Annotated in this window: 25 protein-coding genes and 1 tRNA gene; 3 read left to right on the forward strand and 23 right to left on the reverse strand. The window is 48.3% G+C overall.

The genetic code is table 11. The annotated features are described in order from the left end of the window. Positions 1 to 70: 70 nt before the first annotated feature. Together B4E62_RS06590 and B4E62_RS06595 are read right to left on the reverse strand one after the other, a co-directional pair. Positions 71 to 2,569: an ABC transporter permease gene (locus B4E62_RS06590; protein WP_331351546.1), complete on the reverse strand. Its 2,499-nt coding sequence runs from the start codon at positions 2,567 to 2,569 to the stop codon at positions 71 to 73. A gap of 5 nt (positions 2,570 to 2,574) precedes the next feature. After that, a complete protein-coding gene (locus tag B4E62_RS06595; protein WP_310073913.1) occupies positions 2,575 to 3,258 on the reverse strand; it encodes an ABC transporter ATP-binding protein in 684 nt (227 codons plus the stop codon). A gap of 81 nt (positions 3,259 to 3,339) precedes the next feature. Here B4E62_RS06595 and B4E62_RS06600 point away from each other — a divergent pair, with 81 nt between their 5' ends. Further along, positions 3,340 to 3,963 carry an arylesterase gene (locus tag B4E62_RS06600; RefSeq protein ID WP_310073912.1) on the forward strand — a complete coding sequence of 208 codons (624 nt, stop codon included), beginning with the start codon at positions 3,340 to 3,342 and terminating at the stop codon, positions 3,961 to 3,963. An 18-nt stretch (positions 3,964 to 3,981) separates the two neighbouring features. On the opposite strand, the gene recJ is transcribed toward B4E62_RS06600, so the two are convergent. The 10 genes from recJ to B4E62_RS06650 form a co-directional block, all read right to left on the reverse strand. Then, positions 3,982 to 5,718, reverse strand: coding sequence for a single-stranded-DNA-specific exonuclease RecJ (recJ, locus tag B4E62_RS06605; protein WP_310073911.1), 1,737 nt, complete (start codon positions 5,716 to 5,718; stop codon positions 3,982 to 3,984). Between the two features lie 93 nt (positions 5,719 to 5,811). Continuing rightward, positions 5,812 to 7,209 carry a threonine synthase gene (gene thrC / locus B4E62_RS06610; RefSeq protein ID WP_310073910.1) on the reverse strand — a complete coding sequence of 466 codons (1,398 nt, stop codon included), beginning with the start codon at positions 7,207 to 7,209 and terminating at the stop codon, positions 5,812 to 5,814. A 19-nt stretch (positions 7,210 to 7,228) separates the two neighbouring features. Next, on the reverse strand, positions 7,229 to 8,533 hold the full coding sequence (locus B4E62_RS06615) for a homoserine dehydrogenase (RefSeq protein ID WP_310073908.1): 1,305 nt from the start codon (positions 8,531 to 8,533) through the stop codon (positions 7,229 to 7,231). A 145-nt stretch (positions 8,534 to 8,678) separates the two neighbouring features. After that, entirely contained in the window at positions 8,679 to 9,476 is a 798-nt protein-coding gene (locus B4E62_RS06620) for a DsbC family protein (RefSeq protein WP_331351547.1), read from the reverse strand. Between the two features lie 70 nt (positions 9,477 to 9,546). Beyond that, positions 9,547 to 10,473 carry a site-specific tyrosine recombinase XerD gene (xerD, locus tag B4E62_RS06625; protein WP_310073905.1) on the reverse strand — a complete coding sequence of 309 codons (927 nt, stop codon included), beginning with the start codon at positions 10,471 to 10,473 and terminating at the stop codon, positions 9,547 to 9,549. Positions 10,474 to 10,615: 142 nt separating this feature from the next. Further along, positions 10,616 to 10,966 (reverse strand): 50S ribosomal protein L19, encoded by a 351-nt coding sequence (rplS, locus tag B4E62_RS06630; RefSeq protein WP_007642187.1) that lies wholly within the window; start codon positions 10,964 to 10,966, stop codon positions 10,616 to 10,618. Positions 10,967 to 10,976: 10 nt separating this feature from the next. Beyond that, complete coding sequence (gene trmD, locus B4E62_RS06635) at positions 10,977 to 11,750, reverse strand: tRNA (guanosine(37)-N1)-methyltransferase TrmD (protein WP_310073902.1); 774 nt, start codon at positions 11,748 to 11,750, stop codon at positions 10,977 to 10,979. A 58-nt stretch (positions 11,751 to 11,808) separates the two neighbouring features. Next, positions 11,809 to 12,345: a ribosome maturation factor RimM gene (rimM, locus tag B4E62_RS06640; RefSeq protein ID WP_310073899.1), complete on the reverse strand. Its 537-nt coding sequence runs from the start codon at positions 12,343 to 12,345 to the stop codon at positions 11,809 to 11,811. Between the two features lie 28 nt (positions 12,346 to 12,373). Next, positions 12,374 to 12,622, reverse strand: coding sequence for a 30S ribosomal protein S16 (gene rpsP, locus B4E62_RS06645; RefSeq protein ID WP_133685243.1), 249 nt, complete (start codon positions 12,620 to 12,622; stop codon positions 12,374 to 12,376). A 214-nt stretch (positions 12,623 to 12,836) separates the two neighbouring features. Beyond that, positions 12,837 to 14,744 carry a beta-ketoacyl synthase gene (locus tag B4E62_RS06650; protein ID WP_310073892.1) on the reverse strand — a complete coding sequence of 636 codons (1,908 nt, stop codon included), beginning with the start codon at positions 14,742 to 14,744 and terminating at the stop codon, positions 12,837 to 12,839. A gap of 136 nt (positions 14,745 to 14,880) precedes the next feature. On the opposite strand from B4E62_RS06650, the gene B4E62_RS06655 reads away from it, so the two are divergent. After that, a complete protein-coding gene (locus tag B4E62_RS06655) occupies positions 14,881 to 15,885 on the forward strand; it encodes a GlxA family transcriptional regulator (RefSeq protein ID WP_310073887.1) in 1,005 nt (334 codons plus the stop codon). A gap of 78 nt (positions 15,886 to 15,963) precedes the next feature. Here B4E62_RS06655 and B4E62_RS06660 read toward each other — a convergent pair whose 3' ends face one another. Both B4E62_RS06660 and B4E62_RS06665 read right to left on the reverse strand, forming a co-directional pair. Beyond that, positions 15,964 to 16,434 (reverse strand): Hsp20 family protein, encoded by a 471-nt coding sequence (locus B4E62_RS06660; RefSeq protein ID WP_331351548.1) that lies wholly within the window; start codon positions 16,432 to 16,434, stop codon positions 15,964 to 15,966. Between the two features lie 141 nt (positions 16,435 to 16,575). After that, the gene (locus tag B4E62_RS06665) at positions 16,576 to 17,499 is read right to left on the reverse strand and encodes a TIGR01777 family oxidoreductase (RefSeq protein ID WP_331351549.1); all 924 of its coding nucleotides are present in this window, start codon (positions 17,497 to 17,499) and stop codon (positions 16,576 to 16,578) included. A gap of 311 nt (positions 17,500 to 17,810) precedes the next feature. On the opposite strand from B4E62_RS06665, the gene B4E62_RS06670 reads away from it, so the two are divergent. After that, positions 17,811 to 18,128: an HPF/RaiA family ribosome-associated protein gene (locus tag B4E62_RS06670; protein WP_374725280.1), complete on the forward strand. Its 318-nt coding sequence runs from the start codon at positions 17,811 to 17,813 to the stop codon at positions 18,126 to 18,128. A gap of 103 nt (positions 18,129 to 18,231) precedes the next feature. Here the strand turns inward: B4E62_RS06670 and B4E62_RS06675 are convergent, their stop codons facing one another. From B4E62_RS06675 to infC, 9 genes are all read right to left on the reverse strand, one after another. Continuing rightward, a complete protein-coding gene (locus B4E62_RS06675; protein ID WP_310073878.1) occupies positions 18,232 to 18,981 on the reverse strand; it encodes a SapC family protein in 750 nt (249 codons plus the stop codon). A gap of 195 nt (positions 18,982 to 19,176) precedes the next feature. Next, a tRNA-Pro gene (locus B4E62_RS06680) sits at positions 19,177 to 19,253 on the reverse strand. Between the two features lie 156 nt (positions 19,254 to 19,409). Further along, positions 19,410 to 19,769: a MerR family transcriptional regulator gene (locus B4E62_RS06685; protein ID WP_310073876.1), complete on the reverse strand. Its 360-nt coding sequence runs from the start codon at positions 19,767 to 19,769 to the stop codon at positions 19,410 to 19,412. Next, positions 19,750 to 20,058: an integration host factor subunit alpha gene (ihfA, locus tag B4E62_RS06690; RefSeq protein WP_007642205.1), complete on the reverse strand. Its 309-nt coding sequence runs from the start codon at positions 20,056 to 20,058 to the stop codon at positions 19,750 to 19,752. The genes B4E62_RS06685 and ihfA overlap by 20 nt, the downstream gene beginning before the upstream one ends. Positions 20,059 to 20,070: 12 nt before the next feature. Next, on the reverse strand, positions 20,071 to 22,464 hold the full coding sequence (pheT, locus tag B4E62_RS06695; protein ID WP_331351550.1) for a phenylalanine--tRNA ligase subunit beta: 2,394 nt from the start codon (positions 22,462 to 22,464) through the stop codon (positions 20,071 to 20,073). Between the two features lie 15 nt (positions 22,465 to 22,479). After that, positions 22,480 to 23,493: a phenylalanine--tRNA ligase subunit alpha gene (pheS, locus tag B4E62_RS06700; protein WP_331351551.1), complete on the reverse strand. Its 1,014-nt coding sequence runs from the start codon at positions 23,491 to 23,493 to the stop codon at positions 22,480 to 22,482. A gap of 125 nt (positions 23,494 to 23,618) precedes the next feature. Further along, complete coding sequence (rplT, locus tag B4E62_RS06705) at positions 23,619 to 23,978, reverse strand: 50S ribosomal protein L20 (protein WP_133685253.1); 360 nt, start codon at positions 23,976 to 23,978, stop codon at positions 23,619 to 23,621. A 35-nt stretch (positions 23,979 to 24,013) separates the two neighbouring features. Next, entirely contained in the window at positions 24,014 to 24,211 is a 198-nt protein-coding gene (rpmI, locus tag B4E62_RS06710) for a 50S ribosomal protein L35 (protein WP_310073855.1), read from the reverse strand. Between the two features lie 61 nt (positions 24,212 to 24,272). After that, positions 24,273 to 24,821: a translation initiation factor IF-3 gene (gene infC / locus B4E62_RS06715; protein WP_081489679.1), complete on the reverse strand. Its 549-nt coding sequence runs from the start codon at positions 24,819 to 24,821 to the stop codon at positions 24,273 to 24,275. Between the last annotated feature and the right edge of the window lie 13 nt (positions 24,822 to 24,834).

Below are 24,834 nucleotides of genomic sequence, written 5' to 3' on the forward strand. Positions count from 1 at the left end.
ATGTGACTGTATTGTTAAAAACACAGAGGCAGATTTCCGCCTCCGTAAAACAAGCTGGATGGATGGGAAATCAAGCAGCCTCACGCAATACAACAGCGGGAGGTGTTGTCACTACATGGCGACAGCATATATAGCCTAGCGCAGACACGAACACGGCACCGCTAAGAGGGGATATTAGCCAAAAAATATAGTGTGGCTGTATCGCCGTTTCCAACACAAATTTTTGCAAACTAATCAAAAGTAGTTCGGTTCCAACAATGGCAATCAGCCCCGCCAGAAAACCGAGAATGGCAAACTCGGCGCAGATACTCCCCACAATTAATTGGCGTGGACTGCCCAATGCACGCAACAAACCTGCCTGCTGTTTGCGCGCGGCGATACTGCCCATTACCGCCGCCAGCAATACCAGACAACCGCCAATCAAGGTCAACCACAGCACTAATAAAACACCATCGCTGACTTGGTCGATGATACTGCGGATCTGCTCGATAATCCGGTCAAGCTCCATCACTAGAATGGTTGGATGATCTAGCAACAGCTGATTGATAAACGATTTTTGTTGTGTCGGCAAATAGATACTGGTGATAAATGTAGGTGAGTATGTGTCCAATGAACCCGGTTCAAAAATAAAAAAGAAATTTGGGCGCATACTACGCCAATCAAGGCTGCGGAAACTCGCGACTTCCGCATCTAGCAATAAACCACCAAATGAAAATTGCAGTTTATCGCCAATTTTTAACCCGATTTCTTTTGCGGTATCCACCTCAACTGACACACCCGGTAAATTCGCAGCACTGCGCTGCCACTTATCCCACCAAAATCCTTCGAGGATTTTATTATCTGCCGCCAGGGTTTCAGCCCAAGTTACATTTAATTCACGGCGCAACGCATTGGCAAGCGAGCGCTGCTCTTCCGTTGTCTCAACACCATTAATGTGCGTTAAGCGCGCACGCATCATCGGGTAAAGCGGTTCTGGCCTAACCTTATTTTTTTCCAGCAATGCTTGCACTTGTGATAATTCAGCAGGCGGAATGTTCACTAAAAAATGGTTGGGTGCATCATCCGGCACCTGTACTTTCCATTCTTCAATCAGCGATGTGCGCACAATGGTCATCGTAAACAACAACATAATTGCAATTGAAAATACCAAAATTTGTATCAGACTTTGGCCGCGTTGGCGCTGCAAATTGGCAAAGGCCAAACGCCAAAAACCACCGAGACGCAATACCATTTTTTTGCTCAAGGCCAGTAAGCCATATGCAGCAATAATGGTAACCACAATAACGGTAAGTAGCGCACCGCTGATACTCAATGCCAATTCAAGATCGCGGCTAAATAAAATCACCAGGGTCAATACCGCAAACAACGCCAAAGCGGCTTGCATCCACACCTGCGGCATATTCACGGCCAATTCACGGCGCAGGATTTTTAGTGGCGGTACAGCTGGCAAATACCAAAGTGCGGGTAAGGCAAAAAATACCAGGCACATCAGGCCGCTAAAAAAACTCAACCCATAGGGATAAAAGCTCGCAGCGCCTAAACGGATTTGATACACCTGCTGCAAACTTGTCGCCACAGTGCGTTGCAATAAGTCACCAAAAACCAACCCAATCAGCGAAGCAATTATTCCCAATAACAATAATTGAGAAAAATACAGCGTGCGAATTTGTACGGCACCTGCACCAAGACTTTTCATCAATGCAACTTGATCAGTATGGCGCGCGGAAAATTGGCGTGCGGTAATCGCAATCGCCACTCCGGCCAACAACACGGCAATTACAGCTGATAACAACAAAAATTGACGGCTGGTCTTTAAGGTGCGCCCCACCCGCTCTTGCGCCGAATCTATATCGATCAAGCGCTGGTGTTTATTAAGCAGCGGTTTAAGTTGATCAACAAATGCTTTCAGTTGGCCAATATTGTCCGATGCAATTAACCATTGATAATCCACACGGCTCCCGGGTTGCACCACCTGGGTTTTTTCCAGATCGGCAATATTCATAATCAGGCGCGCGCCAGTCATGCTAAACGGATTGGCGCTGTCAGGTTCACGAATCAATACCTGTGTGACTTTTAATTCGTATTCACCGACAGCCACTTTGTCGCCCAGTTGAATTTTTAATAGCGGCAACAAACGTGAATCGACCCAGGCTTCGCCGGGTGCAGGAATTGTTTTAGCGATTTCGATATCGGCAAGATTCATCGCGAACGGTACACGGCTGATTTCAAATTGCCCGCGCAAAGGATAACCCGAGTCCACTGCCTTCACTGAAGCAAGGTGCATTTCATCGCCGGCAAATACCATAGAGGAAAACAGCGCAGCCTGCGTTTGTTGAATATTGTCTTTTGCTGCGGCAGCAGGCCAATCGGGATTGTGTGGCTGCGAACCGCGCACAATGTAATCTGCACCGAGCACGCTATTGCTCTCACTGATTAGCGTCGATTCAAGACGATTGGTAAAAATGGAAATTCCGCTCAGCACTGCAACTGCTAATAGCAGTGAAAAACCCAATAGTTTTAATTCGCCACTGCGCCAATTTCGCCTCAATAAGTTAAATGCCAGCATCATCGCAATTACTCCCGACCTGAGACTATAGAGCCCGCTGCCAACTCAATCCGGCGATTGCACAACTGCGCCAGACGCTCTTCGTGCGTGATTAAAATTAGCGTTGTGCCCTGCGCGCGGTTTAATTCAAACAGCAATTCAATGATGCGCGCACCGGTAGTACTATCGAGATTGCCAGTAGGCTCATCGGCAAATAAGACTTTAGGTTCACTGGCAAATGCACGCGCGATCGCAACCCGCTGTTGCTCACCGCCGGACAATTGTTGGGGATAATGATGCAAGCGCTGGGCTAATCCCACGCGCTCTAAAAATTCGCGCGCTTTGCTGCCCGCTGCTTTGTCGCCGCGTAGTTCCAATGGCAACATCACATTCTCGTGAGCGCTGAGACCAGGCAAGAGTTGGAATGATTGAAAAATAAATCCTACATTGCCGGCGCGAACTTTTGCACGCCCCTCCTCGTCTAACTGTGACAGGTTATGCCCATTCAGAATCACCTCTCCATTACTGGGCACATCCAAACCGGCGAGGATACCTAACAGCGTGGATTTACCCGATCCCGATGCGCCTGTAATCGCAAGTGACTCTCCAGCCATCACACTGATGGAAATGGGGTGGAGGATCGTTAAATTTCCCTCTTGCGTACTAACTTGTTTGGTGACTGAATTCGCTTGAACCATAGCAACAGCAGACATAATTGAGTAACCTTTAATGAAGCAAAAAACCTTTATTAAACACGAATACCTCCATTCTATTGGCATAGGATTTTGATAACCATGTACAAACTGAAGATTTACCTGTTTTTACTCCTGACAATTGTCACCAGTCTTGTCTATGCACAAAACCCAACAGCTACCACAAAGATATTGGTGATGGGCGATAGCTTAAGTGCAGGGTATGGCATAGATGTAGAGCAAGGATGGGTAAGTCTGCTTGAGGAAGAACTAACGAAAAATCATGCAGTACAGATCATTAACGCCAGCGTTAGCGGTGAAACCAGTTCCGGTGGCAATACACGCCTGCCAGCATTACTCGCCGAACATAACCCGGATATTGTGATTCTGGAGCTAGGCGGTAACGATGGTCTGCGCGGCCAACCGTTGAAATTACTAGAGAAAAATTTACAATCAATGATTGATGCCAGCAAAAAAAATGAGGCGAAAGTATTACTGGCAGGCATGCAGATTCCACCCAACTATGGCGCGCGCTACAGCAATCAATTTAAAGAGCTTTACCCTAAACTTGCTAAACAAAATCAGCTGGGATTAATTCCTTTTTTACTGGAGGGGATCGGCGGGAATGACACATTAGTGCAGCGCGATGGAATTCATCCTACTGCCGAAGCCCAACCGCTTATCGTAAAAAATGTGTTGCCAGAACTGGAAAAGCTATTGCCCTGAATGCAAGAACCGGCAGCGCTACTGCGCTGCCAACTCCAAATAGTCTACCAGCAATTGCACTGTAGTATTCCCCCGAAATTCGTTGATATCCAACTTATAAGCCACGCGCACTTTTTTCGCTTGTGAATTAGGCCAACACGTTGGATCTATATTAAAGGCAATGGCATCCACTAGTTGCTGCCCATGTGCGTCATGCGCCAGGGTCATTTTTAGATGCTTTTCACCCACCAATTTTTGCTGCACTAAAAAAAATTCGCCATCAAATACCGGCTCGGGGAAATGTTGCCCCCAGGGCCCTGCTTCGCGCAATTGAGTGGCAATATGCAACGAAAAGTCCTGCGCGGCCAACGCACCATCACTCACCACAACCGCTTGTAAATCATCTGTCGTTAGCTGACGGCGAACCTCTTCATCAAACGCCTGCGCAAATGCAGGAAAATTAGCACGCATTAAGCTCATGCCCGCCGCCATGGCGTGACCACCAAATTTTTGCAGCAATTCCGGATGGCGTGCAGCAACCGCATCTAATGCATCGCGAATATGGAAACCCGGAACCGAACGCGCGGAACCTTTGATCTCACCCTCACCTACATCGGCAAACACAATCGTAGGGCGATGATATTTATCTTTAATACGTGAAGCCAAAATACCTATCACGCCCTGATGCCAGGTTTCATCAAATAAACATAAACCCCAAGGCAAGCTCTCTGCGTCCGCTTGTAAGGTTTTTTGCAGCATAGTCATGGCTTCTTGTTGCATACCCGTTTCAATGGCTTTGCGATCGCGATTTAATTCATCGAGCTGCGCTGCCATTTCACGCGCGAGATTTTCGCTCTCGCACATTAAACATTGGATACCAAGCGACATATCATCCAACCGCCCCGCTGCATTTAAGCGCGGCCCCAACGCAAAACCAAAATCACTGGCCACTAATTTATTGGCTTGTTTGCCTGATACTTCCAGCATCGCTTTAATTCCCGGACGGCAAACACCTGCGCGAATACGCTGCAAACCCTGCGCAACCAAAATACGGTTGTTGTAATCCAATGGCACTACGTCGGCAACTGTGCCCAGTGCTACCAAATCCAAAAAGCTCGCCATATTAGGTTCGGTTATTCCGCTCTCTGCAAACCAACCCATTTGGCGCAGCTCGGCACGCAGCGCGTTCATCACATAAAAAATAACACCGACGCCGGCAAGATTTTTACTCGGAAATTCACAGCCTGGCTGGTTGGGGTTAACAATGGCGTCCGCTTCCGGCAATTCGCTACCGGGCAAATGGTGATCAGTTACAATCACCGCTATACCTAACTCGCGCGCGGCAAGTACACCGTCAATACTGGAGATTCCGTTATCAACGGTGATGATCACATCCGGTTGCTGCGCAGCTGCCACAGCAACAATTTCCGGTGTTAAACCATAACCGTATTCAAAACGATTGGGCACCAAAAAATCAACATTGTGCAAACCCATTGCGCGCAATGCCAACACTGCAAGCGCACTGCTGGTTGCGCCATCCGCATCAAAATCGCCGACAATAATAATTTTCGCCTGCGCAACCACAGCATCCGCCAATAGGCTTACTGCCTCAGCCAAGCCTTTAAAATTAGGTTTATGGAGATTCGCAAGTTGATATTGCAACTCCCGCTCATGCTGCACGCCGCGCGCACTGTAAATGCGCTGCAGGAGCGGATGAATAGCCGTTTGGAATTCAACAGGCTGGACGGAATCACGACGGCGAATAGTTTTTTGCATAATTTACTTTCGAATGGAATAACAATAACAACAGAAATAAAAACGCCGCAAGGATAAATCCATGCGGCGTTTAATCAACACAAGGTGTATGAGTTACTTGCGCACATTCGCCGCAACGAACTGCTGTACCTTTGCCAGATCTTGTGGCAATACGGTGTAACGCTCTTCGCGCTCAAACAAATCCTGCATATGGTGTGGCAATACCGGATCTGTATCCTGCCCTGCTTTACGCACGGCTTCCGGAAATTTTGCCGGATGCGCAGTGGCGAGAATGACCATTGGAATATCCTGACGGCGGCGAGTTTTACGCGCAGCATCAACACCGATTGCGGTATGCGGATCGAGCAGATATTCCGTGCGGTCAAACACCGAGCGAATCACATCAATCGTGACTTCATCGCTCACACCATGGCTGGTAAACAATTCGCGGGCGCGCGCCAAAGCAGATTCTTTCAGGGTCATGCTGCCGGATTTAAAATCTTCCATCAGCTGGCGAATCGCATTGCCGTCGCGGTCATACAAATCAAACAACATACGCTCAAAATTGCTCGACACCATAATGTCCATACTCGGTGACAAGGTGTGTTGCAACTGGTTTTTGCTGTGATCATTACTGCTGATACAGCGATGCAAAATATCGTTGCTGTTAGTAGCAATCACTAATTGATCAATCGGCAAGCCCATTTGTTTGGCAAGATAACCTGCAAAAATATCACCGAAGTTACCTGTGGGAACAGAGAAAGCAATTGGACGATGCGGTGCACCCAGTGCAAGACCGGCATAAAAGTAATACACGATTTGCGCCATGATACGCGCCCAGTTAATCGAGTTTACTGCAACCAACTGGCGGCCTTCCGGTAAGAAGGATTGATCACCGAAGCTGGCTTTCACCATATTCTGGCAATCATCGAAATTACCTTCCAATGCAATATTAAATACATTCGGTGCAAGCACTGTGGTCATCTGGCGGCGCTGAACATTCGACACACGATTGTTCGGGTGCATAATAAAAATATCGATGTTATCGCAGCGACGGCAACCTTCGATGGCAGCAGAGCCGGTATCACCAGAGGTTGCGCCCATCACAACGACTTTTTGGTTCCGTTTTTTCAACAAGTGATCAAGTAAGTGACCTAAAAATTGCAGTGCGAAATCTTTAAACGCGAGCGTCGGGCCCTGGAATAATTCCAGAATCCATTCGTTGTGGCCGGTTTGCACCAACGGCGCAATCGCATCGTGACGGAAAGTCGCGTAGGCATCCGCAATAATTTTTTTGAAATCTTCATCGCTAATTGCGCCAGCGATAAAAGGTTTCATCACATTAAACGCGAGCTCTTGATAAGACAATCCTGCCCAGGAGGCAATTTCTTCTTTAGTAAATTTCGGCAAGGTTTCGGGCACATACAAACCGCCATCGGGTGCGAGACCGGTGAGTACTACTTCTTCAAAACTGAGTGCAGGCGCTTGGCCGCGGGTGCTGATGTATTTCACGATGCAAACCTTTAAAAAATTATTTCAATGCTTCAACACGGATGCGCTGAACAGAACCGGTGATTGAATCCAGCGCTTCAATACTGCGAATGGCAGCGGTGAGTTTTTTGTCTTGCACTTGATTGGTCAACAAAATCAGCGGTACTGTTGATTCGCCATCTTTGGCTTCTTTTTGAATCATCGCTTCAATACTAATACCGGAATCACTCAGGATAGTGGCGATTTTTGACAGCACACCCGGCTTGTCTTGCGCAGACATCCGTAGATAGTTAGCCGTTTCCACATCTTCAATGGGCAGGATTGGCTGCGCAGAAACAAAATCTGCACCGAAGCCTAAATAAGGAACACGATGCTCAGGTGATGCAGTCAGCGTACGCGCCACGTCAACGATATCGCCCACAATAGATGAACCCGTCGGTTCTGCACCGGCGCCAGCGCCGTAATACATAGTTGCGCCTACAGCATCGCCTTTCACCAACACGGCGTTCATCACACCATCAACATTGGCGATCAAACGCTTCTCAGGGATCAAAGTTGGATGAACGCGCAGTTCGATACCTTTATCGGTGCGACGTGCGATGCCCAGGTTTTTGATGCGATAACCGAGCTCTTCTGCGTAAACCACATCTTCTGCAGCAATTTTGGTGATACCTTCGGTAAAAACTTTATCGAACTCCAGAGGGATGCCAAATGCGAGCGAGGCGAGAATCACCAACTTATGCGCTGCATCTATCCCCTCAACATCAAAAGTAGGATCAGCCTCTGCATAACCCAAGGCTTGGGCTTCAGCTAATACATCGGCAAAGGAGCGGCCCTTATCGCGCATTTCAGTAAGAATAAAATTGCCGGTTCCATTGATAATACCGGCAAGCCATTCAATCTTGTTCGCTGCCAAACCTTCACGGATCGCCTTGATAATCGGGATACCACCAGCGACTGCAGCCTCAAATGCAACAGTGACACCCTTGGCTTTTGCCGCTGCAAAAATTTCATTGCCATGATGGGCAATTAGCGCCTTGTTAGCCGTAATAATGTGTTTGCCATTTTCAATGGCTTTGAGAATAAGGTCTTTCGCAACAGTAGTACCGCCCATCACCTCAACCAGAACATCCACGTTCGGATTGTTAGCAACATCGAACACATCGCGGGTTACGTTGTACCTTGAAGTATCGCAATTGGGGTTGTCACGACGCGCACCAATTTGCACGATGGAAATATTGCAACCGGCGCGGGCATCAATCAGCGCCTTATTGCGCGAAAGGATATTAACTGTACCGCTGCCCACGGTGCCCAGACCGCAGATACCTATTCTTACCGGATTCAAGGTGGATTCCTCGTCAAATTTAAGTGTGTTTTACGCCAATACTAAAAAAGACGGCCACCATACTCATGGTGGCCGTCAGTGTCAATTGTGCTCTGGAATCACCGCTGGATAAGTCAATCCATGTGAGCCGGTGCGCCCGGAAAGCTTATATTCCGAGAGTTTTTGCCAAATCTTCCGGCGGCAAATATCCTGGCATCAATTTGCCATCCGGCAGGAACAATGCCGGAGTGCCATTCACTCCTAATTGACCGCCCAACTGGAATTGGGCAGCAACCGGGTTATCGCAAGTCGCATTAGGCACAGCTTGGTCAGACTTAAGCTTGGTCATGGCATCTTGCTTGTCTTTTGCGCACCAGGTAGAAATCAACTTATCAGCCGATGGACTGGGAATACCGGCGCGGGGATAAGCAAGGTAGCGAATCTCAATACCCAAATCGTTGTAGCCAGGCTTTTGTTGCCCACCTTCGTTATAGGTGTGCATTTGGCTGTGCAATTTACGGCAATAACCGCAATCGATATCGGTGAAGACATAAACAACAGCCTTAGCCTTCCCCTTTGGCTTGAAGTTAATGCTGTTTTTACTGTCGAGGCTAGCCAGCGCCTTTTTGCGCTCCTCAATAACGTAAGGGTCTTCGATCTTGGCGAAGCCAGTGCTATCGATACCAAAAATTTCGCCGGCAATAAATTTATCGCCTTCCGGGGTTACATACAGAACTGGGCCGCCGGGAACCTGAACCTGATAAAGACCTTTGATCATGGAAGGGCGTGGCTGGCCAAAATTAATGTCCGGGCGTGCCTTGTGCAAATTTTCCAAAATCGTTTCTTCTACGGTTTTACGCTTGAGCAATTCACCTTGCGCCGCAGCATAGGGAGCAGCCATGAAGGCAGTCAAAGAGAAGCCCGCTGCAGCCATAAAGCCAAGCGTTTTTAATGTTTTTATCATAGTCATATCTCTTACAGGTTTATAAATTGTTGGTCGTTTTAGTTGGTAACTATTTCGTGGGTTATCACTGCTAGCCGCGCGGATGATGCTGTGCGTGCTGTTGTTTCATCCGCAGCTTGGCCACGTGGGTATAAATTTGCGTCGTCGATAAATCGCTGTGTCCGAGCAGCAACTGTACCACACGTAAATCAGCACCGTGATTCAATAAATGGGTCGCAAACGCGTGGCGCAATGTATGCGGCGACAACTCTTTTTTGATCCCCGCCACCATCGCCCAGTGCTTGATCCGATACCAGAATGTCTGGCGGGTCATAGGTTGGGCACGTGCACTCGGAAATACTACTTCATCCGGCATATTATTCAGCAACACAGGTCGCGCTTCACGCAAATAACGCACTAACCATACTGCAGCCTCTTCCCCCATTGGGATCAAACGCTCCTTACTGCCCTTGCCCATCACCCGTACCACATTCTGACGCAGGTTAATTTGCGGCATAGTCAATTCAACCAATTCAGTGACGCGCAAGCCGCAGGCATAAAGCACTTCCAGCATGGTGCGATCGCGCAAACCTATAGGATCAGACAAATCAGGTGCCGCAAGCAGGGCTTCGACATCAGTTTCGCTTAAAGATTTCGGTAACGGACGAGATAATTTTGGATTATCGACCAGGGCAACCGGATTTTCACTGATACGGTTCTCGCGTAGGAGGTAGCGATAAAATCCCCGCACACACGAGAGAAAGCGTGCCGATGTGCGGCTCGATAGCTTTTTCTGCAGACGCACATTCAAATATTCCTGTATTAGCGCTAAATCAGCACTTATCAACTGCTGCCCCTGTTGATTTAACCAGAGAGCAAACTGTGCGAGATCACGCCTGTAGGACTCCTGGGTATTGTCGCTCAAGCCTTTCTCCATCCAGATGGCATCCAGATATTCAGCAATCAGCTGCATATCTGCAGGGACCGGCGTTAACTCCAACAGCTTGGTAACAACCATAATTCCAACCTGAAATAAAAAAACCGACTGTAGCGACTCCACCCCGGCAAGGCAATCAGAAAGCAGAGGCGTATAAAAGCAAAAAGCCGAAGCGGTTTCCCACTTCGGCTTTTTGTAAATCGATACGGATATCGACTTAATCTTATACCAGCTTCTCTTTAATACGAGCAGCCTTACCAGTAAGGTCACGCAGGTAGTAAAGTTTGGCTTGACGCACATCACCACGACGCTTCAGGGTTACGCTGTCGATCATCGGGCTGTGAGTTTGGAAAGTACGCTCTACGCCTACACCGTGAGAAATTTTACGCACAGTGAATGCAGAGTTAAGACCACGATTACGGATGGCAATTACAACACCTTCGTAAGCCTGTACACGCTCGCGATCACCTTCTTTTACTTTCACGTTTACAACAACAGTGTCGCCTGGTGAAAATTCGGTGAGGTTTGCTTTCAGTTGTTCGTTTTCCAACGCCTGAATAATTGGGTTGCTCATTGATATTCTCCTAAGAGTCTATAGCTTCACAGCTAGAGTTTGTCGTATCAAGGTCACGACGATATTCCGTCAACAGCTTTTGCTGCTCCTCGGTTAAATTTATTGCGTGCAATAAATCAGGCCTTCTCAGCCACGTTCGCCCTAACGCTTGTTTCAAGCGCCAGCGCCGAATCAGTTCGTGATTACCGGATACCAATACCTCCGGCACACGCATTCCTTCAAATTCTTCCGGACGGGTGTAATGAGGACAATCCAATAAACCATCCGTAAATGAATCCTGCTCTGCCGAAAGCGCATGCCCAAGGGCACCCGGAATCAGCCGTGTTACTGCGTCAATCAGCACCATTGCTGGCAACTCACCGCCACTTAACACGTAATCACCGATGGACCATTCCTCATCGATAACAGTTTGTATCAATCGCTCGTCGATACCTTCGTAACGACCCGCCACCAACACCATATTGCTGTAGCTCGCCAACTCAACAACACCAGATTGATCCAGCGTGCGCCCTTGGGGTGAAAGATAGATAACTTTTGCATCATCACCCGCCCAGGTTTTTGCGGCAGCTATAGCATCGCGCAGTGGCTGTACCATCATCACCATTCCGGGACCACCGCCAAATGGCCGGTCATCTACCGTTGAATGACGATCATAGGCAAAATTCCGTGGAGTTACTGTTTTTAACTCCACCAAACCTTGCTTGATCGCGCGGCTGGTTATCCCAAAACCGGCAATCGCGTTAAACATGTCAGGAAAAATGGAAACAACCGCAATTTTAAGCAATTGACGATTACCCCTCTCGCCTCACAGCGTTTACGCCAAAAAATTGAGTTTTAAAAAACTAAAACTCGGGATCCCAATCGACCAGCATTTCGCCAGCATCAAGATCAACAGCCAACACAAACTGCTCGGGCACATAGGGTATCAAGCGTTCACGCTGGTCAATACTCTGTGCATCTGCAGCGACAACCAACACATCATTTGCGCCGGTTTCCATTAATTTGGAAATCACTCCAAGACGCTGACGCCCACCACCAAATTGAGTGAACACCGCCAAGCCCTCAAGCTGGCTCCAGTAGTATTCGCCATCATCCAATTCCGGCAGGAGTTCGCGCTCTACAGCAATATCAGCAGCAGTGTATTGAGCAGCCAAATCGCGGTCATCAACTCCGATGATGTGTGCAACAAAAGCATCGCCGTGGGGACGAGCTTCGTCTATCTCAATTTGCTTGACACCATGTTTAGTTTTTAAAAACCAGGGATGGTACTCAAACAAATTTTCTTGCGGCTCGGTGTAAGAGTGGACTTTCACCCAACCCTTTACACCATAAACAGCGGTAATTCGCCCGACATTAACTAAATTGGATTCCGCAGACATCAGGCGCCTTTACTGTTTTCGCAGACAATTAAGCTGCTTTTTTGCTTTCTTTAACCAGTTGCTCAACGCGCTCAGACAACTGTGCACCTTGGCCAACCCAGTGTTGCAGACGGTCAGCATCAACACGCAGACGCTCTTCTTGACCACGAGCAACTGGATTGAAGAAACCGATACGCTCGATGAAGCGGCCATTACGCGCGCTGCGGCTGTTGGTTACGGTCAGATGATAGAACGGGCGCTTTTTAGAGCCACCACGTGACAGACGAATAGTTACCATTGAGGTCTTCTTCCTGTATTTACTTATGGGGGAAAGACAAGCCTTCCCGGTTAAAATCGACTTTCAAGTTTAAAAAATCGTTAGTCGCACAATAAGCTGTGCGAAAGGCGCGGCATTTTAAGGGAAAGATTGGCCTTTGTATAGGCCAATGACTCATTAAGCGGGATAACCTCACCCCCGTACCTATGGGGTGAGGCATTTTTTACCACAATATCTAGTCACACATGTCCGCAAAACGATTGGTAAAGGTGAGGTCTATCGCCTGCGCAAACCCCGGCAAACTCAGATGCTCCCGATCCACTTTGATCAGGGCCTCATCAATCAAGCCTTCACCAAAATGGTAAATGGTGGCGAAATTACCCTGCAACGCAGCGAGATCATAGGTAGATGCAGCCGTGCGTACTTGTTCACGTTTATCTTTGTATCGAGCAAATATCGCATCACCATAGCGGCGCGCCAACATGGATTCCACCACATGGGGAGCAAAAATACTGGCAGTCGCATTGTTTCCACCAAAGCCTTTGGAATTGAGGAAGGCAACATCCAGCGGTTGCTTGCATAGCTCATCTTTTGTAGATATCTGCAGGCGATCAGCAAACACATCATCTGCAACCTTACTGATGGTTTTAATCCCGGGAATAAGGCCGTATTTAAAAATACCCAGGCTTGCGATTAACTGCTCACCACTTGCGGCCGATAACGAATGCCCTACATAGGCTTTTACCGCCGATACGGGCCAACCACTGATATTAAATACCTGCGCAATCTGGTCAAAAATTTGCGATTCAGTCACCCGGTTTTGCGGGGTGCTGGAACCGTGCGCCTGTATCATTGAGCGCTGCTGAATCGACTCATCACCCAGAATGGCGCGCGCCGATGCAACCGCTTTCGCCATAGTGATGTAATTGCCAGGGCCAGGAGCGGAGATAGACTTTTTAAATCCATCAGCATTGATAAACACATCCCCCACCGCACCGTGCACATCTGCACCCAATTCGATCGCTAAAGCATCATCCATAAGGACAACATACTGACTGGCCTCCGCCATGGTAAAACCAGCATTCTCACCAAAAGGACGGCTGGTACGCCGAGGATCAGCCTCATCCGTGCCATCCAGCTTTTTTAGCTTCTCTTCGCTTGCAAGCGCGCCCATAGTTGCATAGCCATCGATAATTTCCGGCACTATCGGTGCCTCTGCGCAACCGACAACTGCCACACGGCATTTACCGGTGGCGATATCATCTGCCGCCGCCTGCAAGTTATAGAGAAATGACGCACATGCACCGGTAATCGCCCCTGTCTGGCCAACACTTCCGAGTATGTACGCATTAACAAAATCCGCAGGCATAGTATTCAAGCCCAACGGACACTGTTTGGCGCTAACACGACCACCTTTCAAACGCGACTGCAAAAGACCACCAAAGCCATTTTCATCCATCTGGCTCATCACGTTACTAGCATAAACACCGATTTGATCCGGCTTTACTGAGTTCATTACTACCTGCCACTCCAACCCGGTGGACTGAATAGCATCGGAAGCACCAATGACCGCCAACTGCAAAGCACGCGGATGATAGTGAGAGTTGTAAAGTGCGCCTGGATTAAAACCACGCGGCAGCTGTCCGGCCGATTTTACTGGCAAGTCGCGATAGCTATCGAACTTGACCTCAAGACCCGACGAGGCGGTCACGCGGACACGATCATCATCAATAGCCTCCACTTGCCAATTTACAGGGACAGGTTCGGGTAAATCGCGCTTGCGCATTTCCACGACCAAGGGCGATTCACCTGCACCAAGCGTCGCCGATTTCTGCCAGTGGGCAGCATCGACATCGAAAAACGTTTTATCAATACGACGTATCAAAGTGCCATCCAATACTTGCGCGCCAAAACGGTTTTCGATGCCCGCCAGATCAAGGGCCTTACCTTCGGTATCGCGGTAGGCATCGTCCACAAAACTGACCAATCCCATCATGACGGCCAACCCGGCGATAGTCTCCTGGCGATCCTTTGGCTGCAGGCTCTCAATCACCATACGGCGATAGGCATGATGGCCAGAGCTGCGGCCAGCCGCATTAAACCCACCAAAACCCACAATCACGGGTAAACGCGCAAAAGACATACCTCACTCCCACTATCGTAAAGACGACAAAATTTACGGAAGTTTAGGAGCATTCACCCTGCCTGTCGTTGTTGATTTGGTCATTCTTAATGGTAAATTAGCCACAAAACCTCAATCTGGTCAAAGCGATCAACCAATGAGCAAAAACCCTCCAATCCGCATTCACTTCCTGCTCTGTGAACGCATGCTCGCCACCAGTAGCACCCTGCCTATGGAAATGCTGCTTGCCGCCGAAAGCGCAGTGCGCAGCATGCTGCCCAGCGACCAACAGCGCCCCCTGGATATCAAAACCATAAGCCTAAGCAGCACTCCCATCGCTACCCGAACCGGACTGCTGTGGCAGCCAGACCTCACTATTGCCAGCAAACCGGCCAGCGATTTGATTTACATCCCTGGTTTATGGCGCAATCCCCGCCCGGTTGTACAGCAACATCGCACAACACTGGAATGGTTGCGCGAGCAGTATCAAAACGGCGCCATTATCAGTGCCGTTGGAACTGGGGTTTGTTTTCTGGCAGAAGCAGGATTGCTGGATGGCAAAGCGGCAACAACTCACTGGCATTACTTCGACCAGTTTCAAAAAGACTACGCTGCCGTACATCTTAAGCGGCAATATTTCATTACCCAAGCGGGCAACCTGTATTGCGCCGCGAGCGTCAATTCACTCGCCGATTTAACCGTGCACTTTATCCAGCGTTTTTTTGGCAAAACGATTGCAAACCACGTGGAGCGACACTTCTCTCACGAGATTCGCCAGGCATATGAAACAAGTGGATTTTTCGAGGCGCAAGAAAATCGGCATCCAGATGAAGACATAACCCAGATACAAATTTGGCTGCAGGATAATTACCAGCGCGATATTTTGTTCCCTCAAGTTGCTGCTCGATTCAGCATGAGCGTGCGCACACTCAATCGCCGCTTCAAAAATGCATTGGGGCAAACACCACTGGATTACTTACAGGAAATTCGCATCAACATTGCAAAAGATTTATTAAAAACCAGCAACTTATCAATCAGCGAAATCGCCGACAAAGTCGGCTATCAAGACACAGGTTATTTTACTGCACTGTTTAAGAGAACATTAGCCACAACACCGAATGCTTATCGCGATACTGTGCGCGCAAAATTATTCAGTACGTAAATGTTTCAGAAGAAAAATAAAAAATAACCCCGATACGGGTGGTATCGGGGTTATTGTCAGAGACTAGACCTGTTAGCATTACGCCGCATCGGCACTCGCAGGAACAACTGTCAGTTTTTCTGCAGTTTGCACACCAATAGGAATTGTGCGCGGCTTCATGGATTCAGGAATAACGCGCTGCAAATCGATATGCAGCAATCCATTTTCATAATTCGCCGATTTCACTTGCACATGATCAGCTAATTGAAAACGACGCTCAAAACTGCGCGCAGCTATACCTTGATGCAAGTAAGTACGCTGCTGATCATCCGCGGCTTTATTAGCAGATACCGTAAGATTATTCTGATTCACTTCGAGAGTTAATTCAGATTGATCAAACCCGGCAACGGCCATAGTAATTCGGTACTTATCTTCACCCGTCAGTTCGATATTGTAGGGTGGATAACTGGGCTGATTCTGTTCTGCACGAGAGAGGCTATCCAATAGATTAGCCATACGATCGAAACCAATAGCAGAACGATACAGCGGAGTAAAATCAAAATTACGCATATTCAATATCCTCATTTGAGCAATATAAAGTATCGACTTATCCAAGCGATCAAGTCATTAAAGGGTTATGTGATCCTCTACCGAGCCATCACACAAATGAGATAGGGATGTACAAAACTATTTCAAGAGGATATTAAAAAATTATTTGTTAAATATGGCAGTAAATGCCTGTTGTATATGAGGGTATTCAAATTTAAATCCGGCCGATAGTGCTGCTGTAGGCACAACTCTTTGGCTAGATAACAACAATGCATCAGCCATTTCACCGAACAATAGACGCAAGACGAACTCCGGCATCGGCAACAACGCAGGACGATGCAAACATTGGGCAAGCAAAGCAGTGAACTGTCGATTGGTCACTGACTCGGGAGCCACCGCGTTGATTGCACCTGAGACACACTCGTGCTGCAGCAAAAAAATCATCAACCGCAACAAATCATGGCGATGAATCCAGGGCATGTAATGCTCCCCTGCTCCCATTCGCCCACCCAAACCCAAACGAAAAGCAGGCAGCATTTGCTTGAGCACACCACCGTCACATTCCAGCACTATCCCAATACGAATCCTGCAAACTCGCACACCAAAGGTTTCAAACCGCCGCGCAGCTGCCTCCCAATCGCTACATAGGTGCGCCGCAAAATCATTACCCGCATGCTCCAGCTCATCAACCAACCGATCACCGCAGTTTCCATAAAAACCTACCGCGCTCGCGCTTAGCAAAATCTTGGGGAACCGGCCAATACGGACAAAAAAATCGAACAGGTTATTGGTAAAATCTACGCGGCTCGTCCTGAATTTTTGTTTGGATTTATTGCTCCAACGAGCGGACGCCAAAGACTCACCAGCGAGATTTATCAATGCTGTAAAATCGATTGATGCCAACTCGTCCAGACTTCCGACAATGTTGACTCTCTCACCCAGCAACTTACGCGCAGCTATAGGGTTACGGCTGAGCACCCAAAGCTGGTACCCCTGCCCAAGCAAGTAATCACAAAGATGGCGACCGACAAATCCTGTGCCACCGGTAATCAAAATACTGCCTGACTTGACCGAATCACTTGTCACAATAAATGCTCCACAAAAAAGCCGATACAAATCAATTGGCTACCAGAATCTCATCGATTTAAATCCAGTTAATGCATTTACTCCACACTAGCGTAAACAGATCAAAGGCCAATGATTTTTCACAAAAAATTTAACGCTTATGGCCACTAATGCCATTAACAACTAACAAGAGATCGAAATGTTATTAAGAAATTTTAATAAAAAACTTGCTATTCAGCAGGAGATAATCAATATAGATAAGGAGGGTCGGGATTGTTCGCGGAACTCAGTGCGGAATCCCAGCCCCCCTAACATAAACGTTAAGGAGCTATATGATGAAACCTGCTGTCGACGTTGTATATCGTGATTTTGACTCATCTGCTGCACTAAACGAAATTATCACCAAGAAGCTCGAAAAGCTCAGTCGCTACACTGACCAAATCGTTCATTCCCGAGTTGTTCTTGATACACCCCACCACCACAAACACAAAGGTAAACAATTCCGCGCCTCTATCGAGCTGGATATCGTTGGCCACCCCTTAGCAATCACCCAAAATGATGAATCAATTCATGTCGCCGTTCGCGATGCATTCTCAAGCGCAGAGCGCAAAGTTAAACAGCTGGTAGCTCGTCAACGCAACACGCGTTAAACCTCAGGCTAAAGCGCCTAAAGATTTCATTTCCCACAAATGAAGAAGCCGGGGGTCATTACTGATCCCGGCTCCTGTTTACTTTTTGAATCGAATCGCTTTACTAGCCGGCAACACCCAGCTTGGCTGACTTTTTGCTGATCAAATGATTCAAATTGGCCAGTGATTGCATGTGGCTATAAATCAATTCCAAACCGTCTTTTTTGAATAAATCCAAGGCTTCTGCATCACCCAAGGCTTTCAGTTTTTCGCGTTTGACTACATAAAAGCCCATCAAATTCATATTCGATTCTTCGCGGCCTTTAAAGGTGATATTCGCCTGCATAGGTTCGAGCAAATTTAACTCATGCAAACGCTTGCAGAAAACCTTGGTCATTTCAGCGCGGTATTGGTAATCCTTAAGGAACTCTACCACTTCTTTTAAATGTGGTGACTGCTCGCCATTTTCTTCAAACAAGCGACGACCTTTACTGCCATCTTTCAATACGGTTTTACTATCGGCGTCAATACACAGAGCCATGGTATCCGCATCCTTATCGCCGCCCAATACAAATGGGTAGCGGCGGATAAATGCAGGGATATAACGTGAAGTGAACTGGAAGTTTTCATCCAACGACAGGTTTTCACCCTCTTTCAGCCCCATAATCGCCAAAGGAATATACTCACCTTCGTTCGCTGTTGCTGAAAATACAATCGGAAATTCACTCGCTGCAAATGGGATTTCTGTCGCCAGAAGAGGGGCAGAAATCATATGCGCTACAAATGAGTAATTATCAACCTGCACAGACCAGTTGCGATGAATATCGGATGACAATGGTTGAATATTGTCATAAATCATGAGTTGTTTTGCCACGAGGATACCTCTATTTATTGTCTCGGCTTGGGATGAAAAATCAGGAATGAAAATAAAATAGGGACGCATGGTAGCACTTTCACAAGCGCCTGCCACTAGCAGGCTATTAATTGCCCTTACGGTGGGCCTAAATGGCAGAAACAAAAAAGCCCGCTGACAAAGCGGGCTTTTAAGCTGTTGAATCTTATGTAAAAATGGTCGGAACGGCGGGATTTGAACCCACGACCCCTACACCCCCAGTATAGTGCGCTACCTGACTGCGCTACGCTCCGACATTTTTCTAACGGATGCAAAATACAAATCCCGCATCGCGAAGGACCGGCATAATACCTTAATTTATTGCCAATGCAATCAGAGAATTAAGAATTAATACCACTGCTCAATAAGCAAACAACCGCTTGAAAAAGTGGTTGTTTAGTCAGCAAAACTTATTTAATTTTCAGAAGATCAAGCAGATGCTCCAAGTCATCAATCATGCGCACAACTAATTGATTTAACTGACCCGACTCGGACGGAGTGCTCTCGCTTGACATCTGCAGACGCGCACCACCAATGGTAAAACCTTGATCGTAAAGCAGACTGCGAATTTGACGGATGGTTAATACATCCTGACGCTGATAATAACGGCGATTCCCCCTGCGCTTGACTGGCTTCAACTGGGGGAACTCCTGCTCCCAATAGCGCAGCACATGTGGCTTTACCGCACACAATTCACTAACTTCACCAATAGTGAAATATCGCTTACCGGGTATTACGGGAAGTTCGTCGTTATGACTCGGTTCCAACATAAGCTTCTACTCGTGCCTTAAGTTTTTGTCCTGGGCGGAAAGTGACCACTCGCCGGGCGCTGATAGGAATTTCTTCGCCCGTCTTTGGGTTTCTACCCGGACGCTGGCTTTTATCGCGCAACTCAAAATTGCCGAAGCCAGAAAGTTTGACCTGCTCGTTATTTTCCAAAGCATGGCGGATCTCTTCAAAAAAGAGTTCCACCAATTCTTTGGCTTCCCGTTTATTGAGTCCGAGATCTTCATAAAGTTTCTCGGCCAAATCTGCTTTGGTCAGAGCACCGTCCGACATAGTTATTATTCCCTATCTGAGGGTAGCGGAAAAATTCACCCCCAGATACTGAACAATCGAGTCAATGGAGGCGTTGATCTCATCTTCATTAAGAGTGCGTGAAGGATGCTGAAAGGTCAACCCCATTGCAACACTTTTTCTATGTGGATCAATACCTTTGCCCATATATACGTCAAATACCTTTAAGTCGATAAGGTGCTCACCTGCCTGACCTTTAACCGCCGTCAAGAGTTTGTCGGCAGCCAAATCGCGATCGACCAACAGCGCCAAATCACGGCGCACCTCAGGGAATTTGGACAAAGAGGCGAATGCAGGAATCCGTGCTTTTAGCAGCGAACTGAGACGTACTTCAAACAAGTAAACGGATTGTGGAATATCCAGTTGCTGCTGCAAGCTCGGATGCAATGCACCTATAACGCCCTGCCACTCGCCATCGCGATAAATCTCGGCCGTCTGGCCCGGGTGCAACGCTGTATGCGAACTCGCCTTAACGGTAAACGCAGACTCATCACCGGTTAACGCCAGCAACGATTCCAAATCACCTTTGAGATCGAAGAAATCTACAACCTCCGCAACATTCGCCCAGGACTCTGGTGCGCGGCTACCGTAGATAAGGCCAGCAAGCATAGCCTCTTGCTTAAGGCCATCTGCCGAGGGGACAAAACGTAAACCCGATTCGAACAAGCGCACACGGTTCTGCTGGCGATTAAGGTTATTGCGCAACACGCTGACCAAACCGGGCATCAAACTGGTACGCATGGCCGCCATATCGGCACTGATCGGATTGCGCAGCATAACAGGCGACACTTCCGGATCAAACAACGCAGAGAGTTTTGGCTCGATAAAGCTGTAGGTAATCGCTTCTTGATAACCGCGCGCGATCAATTGGTTACGTAGTGCAGGCAAACCCATTTTCGCTTCAGGGTGCGCCTCTATATCCAAAGGCGCAGCAAGGCTTCTTGTTGGCAAACGGTTGTAGCCGTATACGCGCGCCAGCTCTTCTAACAAATCTGCTTCGATGGAAATATCAAAGCGGTAACTTGGGACCGCAAATACCCAACCTTCGGCGTTTTGCGACAACAGGGAAAGACCTAATCGGGCAAGAATATCGACCACTTCGCCATCGGCCATTTCCAAACTCAAGCCGCTAAGAATACGGGCCTTGCGCAAGCTAACCTGGCGCTCTTGTGGCAAATGCTCGTTAGTGACATGCACTACTGGCCCGGCTTCACCGCCAACAATTTCCAGCAGCAATGCGGTTGCGCGCTCGATAGCATCCAGCTGCAAGCTGTAATCCACGCCGCGCTCAAAACGATGCGATGAATCCGTATGCAAACCATAAGAGCGGGCGCGACCGGCAATCGCCAGCGGATTGAAGAATGCACTTTCCAGGAAAATATCGCGCGTAGCTTCACTTACCGCACTTTCCTTACCGCCCATAATGCCCGCAACCGCCAAGACTTTTTGCTGGTCGGCGATCACCATGGTGTCGGCATTGAGTTTGATCTCTTGCCCATCCAGCAACTGGACAGATTCACCCTGCTGCGCCAGACGCACATGAATTGCACTACTGAGTTTGGACAAATCAAACGCATGCATGGGCTGGCCTAATTCGAGCAGCACGTAGTTAGTAACATCTACTACCGCATCAATACTGCGCAAACCTGAACGGACTAATTTATCCTGCAACCATGCGGGACTTGGGCGAGTGATATCTATATTGCGAATCACGCGACCTACGTAGCGGCTACACGCAGCACCAGCTTCCAGACACACAGGGAAACTGTCATCAATACTCGCGGCAACAGGAGCAATAGCTGGCGCCTTGACCGGAGCACGATTCAACACCCCTACTTCGCGCGCAATGCCTTTTACACTCAGGCAGTCGCTGCGATTCGGAGTCAAATCGACTTCGATCAACTTGTCATCAAGATTCAAATACTCACGCAGATTCACACCCACTGGAGCATCGGCAGATAACTCCCACAAACCAGTGTCATCATCACCCGCTTTAAGCTCGGTTTGGCCGCAGAGCATGCCAAAGGATTCAACACCGCGCAGCTTCGCTTTTTTAATCTGCCACTTTTCTTCTGTTTGAGAGGCACCCGGTAATTGCGCACCTATAGTGGCAAAAGGGATTTTGATCCCAACGCGTGCATTAGCTGCACCGCATACGACTTGACTCAGGCCATCGGGCAAACCGGCAACCTGACAAACACGCAGCTTGTCAGCGTCTGGATGCTGTTCGCAGCCAACAATTTCACCCACAATTACGCCGGTAAAATCGCCTGCGACACACTCAACCGCATCCACTTCCAAACCAGCCATGGTCAGCTGGGCAACTAATTTATCGGTACCTATGGCTGGATTAACCCACTCGCGCAGCCAGGATTCACTGATTTTCATATTTCATTCATTCCGTTAAAACTGTTTCAAGAAGCGCAAATCGTTCTCAAAGAACAAACGCAGGTCGTTCACGCCGTAACGCAACATCGCCAAACGCTCTACGCCCATGCCGAATGCAAAACCGGTGTAAGCCTCGGGATCAACACCGCTAGACTTGAACACTTCCGGATGCACCATGCCGCACCCACCCACTTCCAACCAACCGGTGTTTTTGCACATACGGCAACCTTTGCCACGGCATTGGGTACATTGGATATCCATCTCGGCCGATGGCTCGGTAAACGGGAAATATGACGGGCGGAAACGCACGGGGACATCGGCCTCAAAGAATGCTTTCAGGAATTGATCCATGGTGCCTTTAAGATCGGCAAAACTGATATTTTTATCGACCACCAACCCCTCGACCTGATGGAACATCGGCGAGTGAGTTACGTCTGAATCGCAGCGATAAACGCGGCCAGGGCAGATAACCCGAATCGGTGGCTGCTTGTTTTCCATAGTGCGCACTTGCACTGGTGATGTGTGGGTGCGCAATACGTGGGTATCATCCACGTAAAAGGTATCGTGCATCGCCCGTGCAGGGTGATGGGAGGGAATATTGAGCGCTTCGAAGTTGTGGTAGTCATCTTCGATTTCAGGACCCACTTCGACACTGTAACCGACCGCAGCAAAGATCTCTTCGATGCGCTGCAACGTAAGAGTAACAGGATGCAAACCGCCGGTTTGTTGGCCACGGCCAGGCAAGGTTACATCAACAACTTCGCTGGCGAGCTTGGCGTTAATCGCGGCCTGCTCTAACAATTCTTTGCGCGCATTGAGTGCGTCTTGCACGGCATCTTTGGCCTTATTGATTTCAGCACCAGCAGCAGGACGCTCCTCCGCCGATAATTTACCCAGCGTTTTCATCAACGCGGTGATGCTGCCATTTTTGCCTAAATAATTTACACGCACTGCGTCCAGCGCAGTCAGATCTTGAGCATCGGCAACGAGTTTGAGCGCTTCTTGGGTAAGCGCAGCGAGATTTTCCATCTGCTTTTCCAGTACGAATCGTTAACTATCAAATAAATACAGCCATAAAAAAAGGGAAGAACCCTAAAGCTCTCCCCTTTCATCGCGTTCACAAAAGCCCTTGCGGGCTTGAGGTTGTTGGACGATTAAGCAGCCAGAGCTGATTTAGCCTTCGCAACAACAGCAGCAAATGCCGCTTTGTCGTACACAGCCAGATCAGCCAGTACACGACGGTCGAGAACGATGCTCGCCTTTTTCAAGCCAGCAATCAATTGGCTGTAAGACAAGCCTTCAGCGCGAGATTGGGCATTGATACGAGTAATCCACAGAGCACGGAAATTACGCTTTTTAACGCGACGATCGCGGTAAGCATATTGACCAGCTTTGATAACCGCTTGCTTGGCAACACGGAATGTACGCGAACGTGCACCGTAGTAACCTTTAGCAGCTTTTAATACTTTCTTGTGACGACGACGCGCCTCTACACCACGCTTAACACGGGCCATATTTCTATCCTCTCAAAATTCGCAATTAGCGCTGATTAATTAGCACGGAACAAACGTTTCACGCGTGGTACGTCAACAGCATCAACGATGCTGGTGCCGCGCAGTTGGCGCTTACGTTTGGTGGTCATTTTGGTCAGGATGTGGCTCTTGTTAGCGTGTTTGAACTTGTAACCTGCGCCAGTCTTTTTGAAGCGCTTTGACGCGCCACTGTGTACTTTAGCTTTAGTTGCCATGTGATAAAACTCCACACATTTAGGTAAATAATATTAATAATCAAGGCAGCTAAAAGCCCGACTATTTTCTCTTTTTGGGGGCGATGACCATAGTGAGCTGCTTACCTTCCATCTTGGCAGCCTGCTCAACGGTACCCATCTCAGCAAGGTCGGTCTCGATGCGCTGCATCATTTCCATCCCCAGCTCCTGGTGGGCGAGCTCGCGGCCACGGAACTTTAACGTTACCTTGGCCTTATCCCCATGCTCCAGGAAGCGCATCAGAGCCTTTAACTTGACCTGATAATCTGCTTCCTCCGTCCCTGGGCGAAACTTCATTTCCTTCACCAGCTGCTGCTTTTGTTTCTTTTTAGCAGCGGCTTTGGTTTTCTTGATTTCAAACAGATGCTTGCCGTAATCCATAATCTTGCAGACTATTGGATCGCTATCAGCAACGATCTCCACCAGGTCAAGAGTAGCGGCTTGCGCCTGAGCCAGTGCATCGCTCAGTGCGACTATGCCGACCTGCTCACCCTCTGCGTTGATTAAACGAACCTGCTTGGCTTCGATCTGATCGTTGATCCGCGCTTTCTTAGAATTGCCTTTGGCCGCGGGAGCGTTATCTCGTTTGATAGTTGTATCTCCA

Source organism: Cellvibrio sp. UBA7671 (assembly GCA_002483145.1).
GTDB classification, from domain to species: Bacteria; Pseudomonadota; Gammaproteobacteria; order Pseudomonadales; family Cellvibrionaceae; genus Cellvibrio; species Cellvibrio fibrivorans.

What these genes read in the sequence shown, in the direction of transcription:
- B4E62_RS06590 (WP_331351546.1), bottom strand. Translation starts at nt 2,569, where the DNA reads ATGATGCTGGCATTTAACTTATTGAGGCGAAATTGGCGCAGTGGCGAA.
- B4E62_RS06595 (WP_310073913.1), bottom strand. Translation starts at nt 3,258, where the DNA reads ATGTCTGCTGTTGCTATGGTTCAAGCGAATTCAGTCACCAAACAAGTT.
- B4E62_RS06600 (WP_310073912.1), top strand. Translation starts at nt 3,340, where the DNA reads ATGTACAAACTGAAGATTTACCTGTTTTTACTCCTGACAATTGTCACC.
- recJ (WP_310073911.1), bottom strand. Translation starts at nt 5,718, where the DNA reads ATGCAAAAAACTATTCGCCGTCGTGATTCCGTCCAGCCTGTTGAATTC.
- B4E62_RS06620 (WP_331351547.1), bottom strand. Translation starts at nt 9,476, where the DNA reads ATGATAAAAACATTAAAAACGCTTGGCTTTATGGCTGCAGCGGGCTTC.
- xerD (WP_310073905.1), bottom strand. Translation starts at nt 10,473, where the DNA reads ATGGTTGTTACCAAGCTGTTGGAGTTAACGCCGGTCCCTGCAGATATG.
- rplS (WP_007642187.1), bottom strand. Translation starts at nt 10,966, where the DNA reads ATGAGCAACCCAATTATTCAGGCGTTGGAAAACGAACAACTGAAAGCA.
- rimM (WP_310073899.1), bottom strand. Translation starts at nt 12,345, where the DNA reads ATGTCTGCGGAATCCAATTTAGTTAATGTCGGGCGAATTACCGCTGTT.
- rpsP (WP_133685243.1), bottom strand. Translation starts at nt 12,622, where the DNA reads ATGGTAACTATTCGTCTGTCACGTGGTGGCTCTAAAAAGCGCCCGTTC.
- B4E62_RS06650 (WP_310073892.1), bottom strand. Translation starts at nt 14,744, where the DNA reads ATGTCTTTTGCGCGTTTACCCGTGATTGTGGGTTTTGGTGGGTTTAAT.
- B4E62_RS06655 (WP_310073887.1), top strand. Translation starts at nt 14,881, where the DNA reads ATGAGCAAAAACCCTCCAATCCGCATTCACTTCCTGCTCTGTGAACGC.
- B4E62_RS06660 (WP_331351548.1), bottom strand. Translation starts at nt 16,434, where the DNA reads ATGCGTAATTTTGATTTTACTCCGCTGTATCGTTCTGCTATTGGTTTC.
- B4E62_RS06670 (WP_374725280.1), top strand. Translation starts at nt 17,811, where the DNA reads ATGATGAAACCTGCTGTCGACGTTGTATATCGTGATTTTGACTCATCT.
- B4E62_RS06685 (WP_310073876.1), bottom strand. Translation starts at nt 19,769, where the DNA reads ATGTTGGAACCGAGTCATAACGACGAACTTCCCGTAATACCCGGTAAG.
- ihfA (WP_007642205.1), bottom strand. Translation starts at nt 20,058, where the DNA reads ATGTCGGACGGTGCTCTGACCAAAGCAGATTTGGCCGAGAAACTTTAT.
- pheT (WP_331351550.1), bottom strand. Translation starts at nt 22,464, where the DNA reads ATGAAAATCAGTGAATCCTGGCTGCGCGAGTGGGTTAATCCAGCCATA.
- pheS (WP_331351551.1), bottom strand. Translation starts at nt 23,493, where the DNA reads ATGGAAAATCTCGCTGCGCTTACCCAAGAAGCGCTCAAACTCGTTGCC.
- rplT (WP_133685253.1), bottom strand. Translation starts at nt 23,978, where the DNA reads ATGGCCCGTGTTAAGCGTGGTGTAGAGGCGCGTCGTCGTCACAAGAAA.
- rpmI (WP_310073855.1), bottom strand. Translation starts at nt 24,211, where the DNA reads ATGGCAACTAAAGCTAAAGTACACAGTGGCGCGTCAAAGCGCTTCAAA.